We start from the raw sequence: 10,658 nt of genomic DNA, 5'->3' as shown, positions 1-10,658 counted from the left end.
GTCCAGAAATCCGTCGATTGGCAATTCACCACCGAGCAGGCACGAGGTAAACTAAAACATCTGTATCCTGTAATTTGATTCGGTCAAGGTACTAGTGCCTTCGCTTTCTTCCTTAAAGGGCACTAGTATACCATCGATTCGGAAGTACCTCATCGCGTTATCTATGCCGATAGAGTCTCCCATGTAGTCGCTTTTGGTTTAATGTAAAGGACATATGAAATGAGAAGAATCTTATTGATTCATGTTCGACCATTACCAACTAAATAGGTGGAGGAGGTCCTAGAAGCAACTTCTTCCTGTTAACAATGTTGCGATGAAAACGCATTTTTCTCCATTACACGAGACTGGGACAAAATAAAAAAAATTTATGCAGAAACAAACATTAGCGTAGTCAAAATACGTAGACTCCAACGGGAACAGCGCGAGCTGAAGATCCCGCAGGAAAGCTTTTGCTTTCCGAGGAAGCTGAAGCCGTGCCCGTGGAACGCGAAGTATTTTGACGCAGCGGTCGTGCTTTCTTTGACAAGTGAATCATCGACTCGAGAAGACCTCGTCGTGTTTTATTTTTATCTTAAAAGGCACTAGTAAGCATTCGCCTGGCACATTCCTTGCATGCTAATGGCAAAGGAGGTCGCAACAAGAAGTCGAGAATTTTGCTAAAATAGACAAATGAGATGAATTGTATAACGTGAACAACGCTCCCTGTCATGTAAGCTTGAACACTAAAAATAGAAAGGTGGTGACGCTGCCACTACTCGGAGAGCGAACATAGACAAGGACCTTCTGAGTACAGAAGAGTCTAAGAAGGTGAATCGTATAGTCGGATGATACATAGGTCTATGTGTTTAGTGGCAGTTCATAAAATGCGTATTATATCCTCGTTGCAATCCAAGCTTTCTGCACACAACCTTGATGGAATCTTGATCTACGCCCCACACAACCGGAAATATGTGACGAAATTCACAGGTACAGCAGGGGCTGTTCTGATTGGTGAGTCATCGGCATTTCTTTTTACCGATTTTCGTTACATTGCTCAAGCAGAGGCGCAAGTGAAGGATTGTAAAGTCGTCAACCATGGAGGGCGTCTTGTCGACAGTATTGTAGAAAAAGCAGCGGCATCTGGCATAACAAGGTTAGGGTTTGAAGAGAACCATTTTACGTATAAGCAATATATAGAGTTAAAAACGGCTTTTCAGGATGTTGAGTTGATCCCTATAGGTCACTTCGTCGAAGATCTGCGGAAAATCAAGCTGCCTGAGGAAATTGAATGCTTACAGGAAGCCGCACGGATTGCGGATGTCGCCTTTAATCACATCCAATCGTTTATCAAGCCTGGTCTCAAAGAGCAGGAGATTGCAACGGAATTGGAACGCGTAATGAAGGAGCAAGGCGCGACCAGTGCAGGAACCCCTATCATTGTCGCATCTGGTTGGCGTGGTGCATTGCCTCATGGCGTGGCAAGTGAGAAGACTGTGGAAGTGAATGAGATGATCACGATGGATTTCGGTGCCTACTATAAGGACTATCATTCAGACTTGACGAGAACTGTTTCAATTGGTGAGCCGCAAGAAAAGCTTGTTGAAATCTATAACATCGTTCTTGAGGCTTTGGAACGGACGGTAGCCGCTCTGGCTCCAGGGATGCCATTGAAGGAAGCAGATGCCTTGTGCAGGAAATTCATTCGTGCTGAAGGGTATGGAGATTTCTTTGGCCATGGAGCAGGGCATGGTCTTGGTCTTGAGATTCACGAAGAACCATTCTTATCTCCTAAAAGCAGCGGCGTTCTAGAGGAAGGAATGGTCATTACCGTTGAACCGGGCATTTATCTACCTGAGATTGGCGGTGTTCGCATCGAGGATGATCTTTTGCTGACAAAGGGCGGCGTCAAACGTTTGACGACCTCTGAGCGGCAGTTAATACGGCTATAGAGGGGATAAACCTAAAGAAGAGCGCGCCAGAAGGTCCAATTGGCACGCTCTTCATTATTTTAAAAGCAGGACGCCATCCTATTGTTCGGTGACAAACGAAGCATTCTCGTGCGCGCTGCAACTCAAAAAGCAGAGAATGTTTGCGAGGAGATGAATGTCATCATTTCGCTCCTTGGCTAGGTTGTGCATAGTTTTTGGCTCGTTCGAAATGGCGCTTAATTTCATTGTAATCTTCTGCTTCTAATGCGAGCCTTGGCGGACGTGTCGGCCCAACTGGCTTACCAGCGAGACTCATCATGTATTTTATCGATTGCACAAGCTGCGGTTCCGCGTCGTAGTGAAAAAGGGGGATGAGGCTTCTGTATAATGGGAGAGCAACATCCAGTTCACCTTGGAGAGCGTTGTGAAATAGTCTGATGCCTTCTTGTGGGAGAGCGTTTGGCACCCCGGAAATCCACCCTGTCGCCCCAGCAAGTGCACCTTCAAGGGCGAGGTCATCAACGCCAATCATCACTTCAAGGGATGTCTGGTCAAGAATGTCATGCACGCGTCGAATATCTCCGCTAAATTCTTTCACGGCGACGACATTTTCGAATTTGCTTAACTTAGCAAGCAACTGTGGCGTTAAATCAGTCGCATAATCTCGGGGGTTATTGTAGGCGACAATAGGAATACCGACACGATTCAACGCTTCGTAATGTGCGATGACTTCCTTCTCACGTGGATTGTAATTGATCGGTGGAAGCGCCATGATGCCTTGAGCACCTTGCGCTAGCGCATGTTCTGCCCAATGGACGGCTTGATTGGTGGATGGTGCGCCGGTTCCGACAATCACAGGAACTTGCCCATTGCTCGCCTGAATGACTGTTTCCACGACGGCCGTTCGTTCCTCACTACTAAGCGTGGCATATTCCCCTAATGAGCCTGCTGGGACGAGCCCATCAACGCCTTCAGAGATGAGCCATTTGCATAAATCTTCTAGCTGGGAAAAATCTACACTGAAATCCTCTTTCATTGGTGTGACAAGTGCCACATAAACGCCGTTAAACCGGTTCATCTAATCTCTCCTTTTGATGTTGTTTTTTTGCTTCCATTTGTTTGTAAAACTCTTCTCTCGCTTGCTCAATGCCATGGTGAAATTGCAGCAGTGCATTTTTTCGTTGTTCACGAACTTCGTGCATGGCGGAAGAAAGTGAATCGTCCATCGAATGTGAAAAGCTGTGTTTGAGAATGGCTCTGCCTGCAACAGTGCCCTGAGCCTTTGCCACCTTTGCACTCTCGATGCCCGTACAATTACCGGCAACATACAAGTCGCGAACTGGTGTGGACATGTCTTCAAAGTGATCGGGAATAAAGCCACCTAATGCGTCTACATGCTGCACAGGACATGGGGTCAAAGCAATTAATTCATTAAGTGGAGACAAGCCTCCAGCAATACAGACAAAATCAACGTCAACGATACGTTCAGAGTGAGGGAGAATGTCACCGTTGGCTGTCAGCCGACATACTTTAATCGCCTGCACCTCATTCTCACCAGTAATTTCTGTGATACATTGCTTCACATGAACAGGAATCTTAAAGACCGACATGCCTTTTGACGGGTACCATTGAAAAGCATAGTGTTTAATGACATTCGATCTTTTTGCAAAAATCCCCCCCAGTCGAAGTAAAGGAGACGGTGCGAGATGAGCCATTTGAAGGAGTCTTTCGAATATGGCTTTTGGGTTCGACTCCTCCATGGAAAGAGGATGGGGTGGTGCGACATAAAACCCCTCAATGTCGATGCCACAAAGCGTAAGCTCCCTGGCGATAGCAAAGGACAGTGCGTTTAAGCCGAGAATGGCGCCTCTTTGACCAGGGCGCACATGGTGGACATTGGTCATGACCTGGGCTGCGCCAATTGTCATGACCCCTGGCAGCGTCCAGCCTGGTACTGGAAGAGAGCGTTCTGTTGCCCCTGTAGCAATGAGAAGCGCTTTTGCAGAAAAGGTGCCGTTGGATGTGTGTACATACCAACGTTCGCCGTGGTATGTCATATGATGAACACTGACACCGATATAAAAATGGACGCCAAGAGCTTCAGCTTGCTGTGTGAGCTTTTCTGCTTCCTTTTGACCATCCCACCAACTGTTCTTTTTTTCTTCATAAAGCTGACCTAAAAGTCTTCCACCAGGCTTTGGGTATTCGTCTACGACACCGACTTGAATGCCTTCACTCGCCAGTTCAATACTCGCAGACAATCCTGCCGGACCAGCCCCGATGATAAGAACATCCATCTAGTCGCCTCCTTTCTTAAATGGAGTAGGAAGCTTTGTTTGAGAAGAGATATGCATATGTTCGGTGAGCAATGTCAGACATGCCCTTTTGTCCTTGACGCCATTGACGGTGACACGACACTCAAAGCAGTGACCGATATTGCAGTAAATGCCACGAGCCTCGCCAGACTCCTCGTGCGATCGCAGCTGGCGAATGCCAGAAGCCATCAGTGCACTGGCGATCGTATCTCCATCTTGTCCAGAAAGCTGCTGATCATTGAAAATGTATTCGATCGAACGACACGACTGAACAGACAATACAGGATGAGAAGTGATGCGTCGTTCATTCATTTTCCTCACCATCCTCCAAGAACAAATGAAACGGAATAGGGCGCACAGGTGGGCGAAAGACTAAAGTCGAAGGCGGTCCATGACCTTCTTGAGAAATTGCGTTAATCATAGATCTACACACCCGCCCCCCGCAATGCCCCATCCCTGCGCGTGTCCGTAGCTTGAGCTCTCTAGCAGAACAGTGGTGTTCTTTAGCGGTTTGCTGCAAATCGTCCCAAGTGACATTTTCACAGCGGCACACAATGAGCGCTTGTTGGTTCGTCAAAACAAACACCTCCATAGAACAACATGCAAAAAGGATGCCAACATGCCACTTGAGCTTTTATTGAAGTCGAATTCTATCGTTTTAGACGAATTGTCTACTATTCTAGAATGTTAGGTTTGAAAGAGTAGGGTCCACCTGTGCTAAAGAGGTTTGTGAGAGGATTCGAACTTTAATTGATTGGAAAAGGCAAGAAACTGCTAAGAACGAATCAGTTGCTATAAAAAAACATCGATGGGGTTGTCTCAAAAGCCTCTTAAAAGTAGAAAACCTCGAGGCATTTGAACAGGTGCCTTGAGGTTTTTCATGTTTTATAATTTGAGTGGCGATTGATTTTATGCAGAGTCAGAAGATTAGCGTAGTCAAAATACGTAGACTCCTGCGGGAACAGCACGAGCTGAAGATCCCGCAGGAAAGCGATTTTTGCTTTCCGAGGAAGCTGAAGCCGTGCCCGGCGGCATAGAAAACACGAGGAGGTCTTCTCGAGTCGATGTTGCACTTGTACCCTTTAGGGTGCAAGCGAAGTATTTTGATGAAGCGGTTTAATTCTATTACCAAAAAAAATCTTGGAAATATTCTCACAAGGTCATTTTTTGACCTTATGGGACAGCCCCATCGACAGGTATTTACTCGCTTATGCCATATTTGTTGAGCTTGTTATACAGTGTAGCTCGGGAGATGCAGAGCAGATCTGCGGTTTCATCTTTTTTGCCATGGCAACTCTGTAACGTCTGCTCAATTAGTCGTTTTTCCTCTCTTTCCAATGCTTGTTTTAGCGATAACGTACGCTGGGGATGAGGCGATTTCTTCACTTCAGGGTCCACATGATGGGGATCGGGAGAGGATTGACCTGAGAAGAATATATCCTCTATACGCAATTGATCATTTTCCGAAAAGACGACGAGACGCTCAACTGTGTTTTTGAGTTCACGAACGTTGCCTGGCCAAGAATAGTCTAAGAGCTTTAGCATGATTGATTTAGGAATGGCATCAATGCTTTTATTGTACGTATGGCAGAATTGAAACAAAAAATGGTGGCTCAGCTCTACAATGTCCTCAGCTCGTTCACGAAGGGGAGGGATGGTGATGGAAATAATATGAAGCCGAAAATACAAATCCTCCCGAAACGTTCCCTTTCGTACAAGCTCGTTTAAATCTTTGTTTGTGGCGGCAATGATTTGACAGTCTACTTTTTTTTCCTTCGTGCCCCCAACAGGGAAGTAAGTGCCCTCTTGTAGAACGCGTAGCAGTTTGACCTGCATGTCCAGTGGCAGTTCGCCGACCTCATCCAAAAAAAGCGTCCCATGTTTAGCGAGTTCAAACTTCCCTTTTTTTCCTTGAGAACTTGCGCCAGAGAACGCGCCTTTTTCATACCCAAACAGCTCGCTTTCAAACAAGGTCGGCGGAATGGCGCCACAGTTGACAGCGATAAAAGGAGCCTGCGTCTCCCTGTGGCGAATTTGATGGATGGCACTTGCGAAGAGTTCTTTCCCTACCCCGGATTCTCCGAGCAGGAGGACGCGTGCGGGAACTTGGCCAATTTGTTTGATTCGATCTAACGTCATTTTCAGGGCAGGGCTTGAGCCTTTAATGGAGTGAAAAGGATGAAGCTCAGGTCGTATGACAGACATCTTTCGTTCTAAGTGCACAATCGTCTCATTTGCTGAAGAGAGTTCCTTACGAAGCTGGACCTGTCTTGTGATGTCAGTTTCCGAGACGACAGCTCCGATAATGTTGCCATCGAACCTCACAGGTCTAGCGTTTATTAATACAATGAGATCTTCTCTTGGTTCGTGCTGCTTGTTCTGAACGATTTCTCCTGTTTGAAGTGTATTCAAGTTCAGTAGCATTGCCTTTGGGAAAAACTCACTCATGTCCTTGCCCATAATTTCTTCTTTTTTAATGGAGAATAATTGCTCGGCACCGCTTGTCCAGATCATCGTGCATTGGTTGCTGTCAATGGCAGTGATGCTGCTGTTGGTCGTGTCTAGCGCGGTTTCAAAATAGGCTTTTAGTGTATCGAAGGCATGTGCAGATGCAGCATACAATTCAGCGGTCTTTATGTAACCGAGAAGCTCTTGTTTTTGATTAAAAATGAGAAGGAATTCGGTGTATGTCTTTGGCCGTTCTATGGAATCGCCGCTCTCATTGATATATACGCAAGCGGTTGATTTCCAAGCGATATGGTCAGGAGGCACATCAGCGTTAGTGAATGCGCTTACGTATATCGATTCCAATCCGACGTATCCCCGTTCTTTTTCCACAAACAGCATGTCCTTCTTCAAGTGTGATCGCTTTATTTTTGCAGGCATCTTTTGGAGGATGGTGTAGGATTGTTGCAAGTATTCTTTGAAGTTCGGCAGCAGATGGTCCAAAAAAATCCCTCCGGCTCTTGTTTTCATTCATTATACAGAAAATACTGTACTCTCTGCTATAAAAAGGTCTGGCACGGAATTTGCATATAGGATCGTAAGGAGGGACGTCATGACTAGACATACAGAAGTCGCCATCATTGGAGGGGGCATCGTCGGCTGTGCCGTGGCCTATTACACTAGCAAATATGGTTCTGATGTTGTTGTTATTGAAAAAGGAGAGCTGGCAAGTGGCACGAGCTCCCATTGTGATGGCAACATCCTTGCCATTGACAAAGAACCAGGCTTTGACAGTCAGATGACGCTTCAAAGCCAACAGCTCGTTCATGAGCTCTCAGAAGAATTAAAAAAAGAATTTGAATACAGACAACCAGGTAGCATCCTCGTCTGTGAGGATGAAGAAGAGATGGAAATGGCAGAGCAATGGGTGAACAAGCAAGTACAAGCAGGATTGTCGTTTCGTTTGCTTGATCAGGCTGACCTACGAAACGAAACGCCATATTTGGCAACAGATCTTCTTGGAGGTTTGGAATGTGCTTCAGATTCGACCGTCAATCCGTATTTGTTTTCCTACGCCCTATTTGCTGCGGCAAAAACGAGAGGAGCCACGTTGTGGAAGAATACGAGTGTCCGCTCGATCGCAAAACAGTCTCAACACTATGTAATTGAGACCTCTAATGGAACGATTACAGCGGACAAGGTCGTGAATTGTGGAGGGGTTTGGGCGCCAAAGATTGGGCAAATGCTTGGCATTACTATTCCGATTTTGCCGCGAAAGGGACATATTCTTGTGTCATCGAGGCAAGTGCCTGTTTCTCCACGAAAAGTCATGGAATTTAGCTATCTCATGACCAAATTCGGAAAGGAAAGGAAGGTAGATAGGGAAACAGAGGCGTATGGAGCGGCACTTGTTTTCGAGCCAACGGCAAGTCAAAACTTCCTGTTGGGCTCAAGCCGTGAATTTGTTGGCTTTGACAACACGGTGAACTGGCATGCTGTGCGTGCGATCGCCAGGCGTTGTATTCGGTTTTATCCCGTCCTTCGTGACATGAGCTTGCTTCGTGTCTATTTTGGATTCCGGCCATGGGTGGCGGATCATCTGCCAATCATTTCAGAAGTCGCAGCCTATCCGGGCTATTATATTGCCGCAGGTCATGAAGGAGATGGCATCGGTCTGGCTCCGATTACGGGAAAAGTCATTGCGGAGATGATTCATCAAAAGACACCGTCGATTGAAGTAGAGCAGCTTCGAAATGATCGATTTAGCCAAAGGGAGGCAATCACGTGAAGTACACAACGTTAGTGACGACAATCGATACTCATACTGGGGGAAATCCGACCAGAACCGTCATTTCAGGGGCACCTAAGCTAAATGGATCTACGATGAGTGAGAGAATGCTTGATATGAAAATGCACCATGATTGGTTTCGGAGGGCATTAATGAATGAGCCTAGAGGACATAGTGTCATGTCAGGCGCGATTCTCCAGGAGCCCACTCATCCAGAGGCTGACATCGGTGTCATCTTTATTGAAACAGGTGGGTACTTGCCTATGTGCGGTCATGATACGGTCGGTTTTTGTACAGCGCTTGTTGAGGCAGGACTGATAACGACTAGTGAGCCAGTGACGAGCATCGTTCTTGATACACCAGCTGGGCTCGTCAGCACCGAAATTCTTGTAAAAGATGGCGAAGCACTAGAAGTATCGTTCAATAACGTGGCTTCCTTCCATTATAAGCAGTTCGCGCTTGACGTGGAAAACACGGAAGCAATGACTGTCGATGTGGCCTATGGTGGAAATTTCTATGGCATTGTTTCAGCAAGAGAAGCGGGGGTCGTAATTGATCCAAAACGAACAGAGCCCATCATTGAAAAAGCGATGACGATTCGAAAGGCCGTCAACGCGCTTCAATCCTTTGTCCATCCAAACAATACATTTATTTCAGGCGTGACACACATTGAGTTTTATGATGATCCAGTCAATCCTGAGGCAGATGTCAGAAACACTGTAGTGGTGCCACCTGGGGGGATAGATCGTTCGCCGTGCGGCACAGGAACATCTGCAAAAATGGCGTCGCTTTATTCCCATGGCAAGCTTCAAGTCGGAAGCTCTTTTATCCATGAAAGCATTGTCGGCTCACTGTTTAAGGGCACGATTGTCCGTGAAGAGATGGTCGGCCAGTTCAAAGGAATTGTCCCGCGCATTACAGGAGAGGCATGGGTGACAGGGCACCATCAATACATGCTCCGAAGGGATGAGGAGGAGACAGGCTTCTTACTCATTCCACAGCTAGAAATTCATTAAGGAGGAGCAGTTATTGAAGACACAAAGCTATGTTCATACGATTGATATTCATGTGGCGGGAGAGGCCTTTCGCTTTTTACCATGTCACTGGCGTTGGGGGGCAGATCCCACTTTATTTGAAGAAGAAACACATCAATTGATCAAAGGAATTCTCCAAGAGCCTAGAGGACATAAAGACTTGAACGTCTGTATTCTTGCTCCTGCACACAGCAAGAAGAGCAACGGTACTTTGCTAATGTTCAATTATAAAGGGCATCAAAAATGCTCAACTGGTGGGTTTGTGGCAGCGGCTGTGTATTTGTCTGATATCGAAGGCGTTCAAGGAACTTCCTATGTCTTTGAAGGACATGAGCAACAGGTTATTGTCACAAAAAGGCACGCTAATGACTGGGAAATCCAAGAGGACCTTCTTTCAGACCCAAGTGTAGAAGACGTTTGGAAGATTTGGGGTCAGCGGGTGGTCGCGAAGCCGATTCCTTTTGAGCTAACAGTAGAAACATTGCCTGAGTGCAGAAAAATATTTGAGAAAGAACTCCTTGAAGAAGCCCCATTTGATCTGCTGCTCCTTTATACAAGTTCAACTTTTATAACCTTTGATACAACAGGTCATATTGACCGATCACCACTAACTGGTGCAAGCTGTTACGTTTTGTGTTCAGCGCATGCCACTGACATGGAGGTTGCCAACCTGCTAGGGCACAAGGCTCATGTATCACTTGATCGCCTACATTCAAATGTGCGATCGACGATGAGGGTAAGGGCTGAGGTCATCGCAATGTCACGCTTTGTCTTCCAGGAAAAGGACCCCTTTCAACAAGGCTTTTTGTTATTTTAGAAATTGACGCAACGAAGGAAAGTCAGAGAAGAATCCAACGCACGAGGGTTTAGTAGTGAGCATAAGGGGACTGGAAAAGGGCTTTCGAAGCAATTGAGAAACGATTTCTAGTTGATGAAACTGTTATGTAAAAGTTGTTACTGACAAGAACGAATGTGGAGCGCTGAACAACTCTGTGATTTTGTCTTTTGCCATTAAAATACGATGATGCATTCACGCCTTTCATATAATGGGAGGTGTTTTTCTGAACATTTCGTGAGGACATTTAACATTGCCCATACCTACGCAAGCGATTAAAATAAAATAGAGAGGAAGTTACCTCTTCGTGAAACCGATTTCATTTACTTCAGG

General features: G+C 46.1%; 9 protein-coding genes. 4 read left to right on the top strand and 5 right to left on the bottom strand.

Annotation, left to right across the window (positions count from 1 at the left end; translation table 11 throughout):
• Window positions 1–863: 863 nt before the first annotated feature.
• Entirely contained in the window at window positions 864–1,928 is a 1,065-nt protein-coding gene (locus EV213_RS17840; protein WP_133581926.1) for a M24 family metallopeptidase, read from the top strand.
• Window positions 1,929–2,088: 160 nt separating this feature from the next.
• Here the strand turns inward: EV213_RS17840 and EV213_RS17835 are convergent, their stop codons facing one another.
• The 5 genes from EV213_RS17835 to EV213_RS17815 all read right to left on the bottom strand — a co-directional run bounded on the left by EV213_RS17835 (window position 2,089) and on the right by EV213_RS17815 (window position 7,171).
• A complete protein-coding gene (locus tag EV213_RS17835; protein ID WP_133581925.1) occupies window positions 2,089–2,985 on the bottom strand; it encodes a dihydrodipicolinate synthase family protein in 897 nt (298 codons plus the stop codon).
• Window positions 2,972–4,204: an NAD(P)/FAD-dependent oxidoreductase gene (locus EV213_RS17830; protein WP_133581924.1), complete on the bottom strand. Its 1,233-nt coding sequence runs from the start codon at window positions 4,202–4,204 to the stop codon at window positions 2,972–2,974. The genes EV213_RS17835 and EV213_RS17830 overlap by 14 nt, the downstream gene beginning before the upstream one ends.
• Complete coding sequence (locus tag EV213_RS17825; protein ID WP_133581923.1) at window positions 4,205–4,534, bottom strand: (2Fe-2S)-binding protein; 330 nt, start codon at window positions 4,532–4,534, stop codon at window positions 4,205–4,207. It abuts the gene before it with no gap.
• Complete coding sequence (locus tag EV213_RS17820) at window positions 4,527–4,799, bottom strand: (2Fe-2S)-binding protein (RefSeq protein ID WP_133581922.1); 273 nt, start codon at window positions 4,797–4,799, stop codon at window positions 4,527–4,529. Before EV213_RS17820 ends, EV213_RS17825 begins: the two co-directional genes overlap by 8 nt.
• Window positions 4,800–5,422: 623 nt before the next feature.
• Window positions 5,423–7,171: a sigma-54 interaction domain-containing protein gene (locus EV213_RS17815; RefSeq protein ID WP_133581921.1), complete on the bottom strand. Its 1,749-nt coding sequence runs from the start codon at window positions 7,169–7,171 to the stop codon at window positions 5,423–5,425.
• A 109-nt stretch (window positions 7,172–7,280) separates the two neighbouring features.
• Between EV213_RS17815 and EV213_RS17810 the strand changes: the two genes are divergently transcribed.
• Genes EV213_RS17810 through EV213_RS17800 form a run of 3 tightly spaced genes read left to right on the top strand, consistent with a single transcriptional unit; the run spans window position 7,281 to window position 10,307 of the window.
• A complete protein-coding gene (locus tag EV213_RS17810; protein ID WP_133581920.1) occupies window positions 7,281–8,456 on the top strand; it encodes an NAD(P)/FAD-dependent oxidoreductase in 1,176 nt (391 codons plus the stop codon).
• Window positions 8,453–9,472 (top strand): proline racemase family protein, encoded by a 1,020-nt coding sequence (locus EV213_RS17805; RefSeq protein WP_133581919.1) that lies wholly within the window; start codon window positions 8,453–8,455, stop codon window positions 9,470–9,472. The genes EV213_RS17810 and EV213_RS17805 overlap by 4 nt, the downstream gene beginning before the upstream one ends.
• Window positions 9,473–9,485: 13 nt before the next feature.
• Window positions 9,486–10,307, top strand: coding sequence for a proline racemase family protein (locus tag EV213_RS17800; RefSeq protein WP_166639399.1), 822 nt, complete (start codon window positions 9,486–9,488; stop codon window positions 10,305–10,307).
• Window positions 10,308–10,658: the final 351 nt, after the last annotated feature.

Source organism: Aureibacillus halotolerans (assembly GCF_004363045.1).
Taxonomy (GTDB): Bacteria; Bacillota; Bacilli; order Bacillales; family DSM-28697; genus Aureibacillus; species Aureibacillus halotolerans.
The sequence above is the reverse complement of the archived record's forward strand: the minus strand, read 5'-3'. Positions and strand labels throughout refer to the sequence as shown.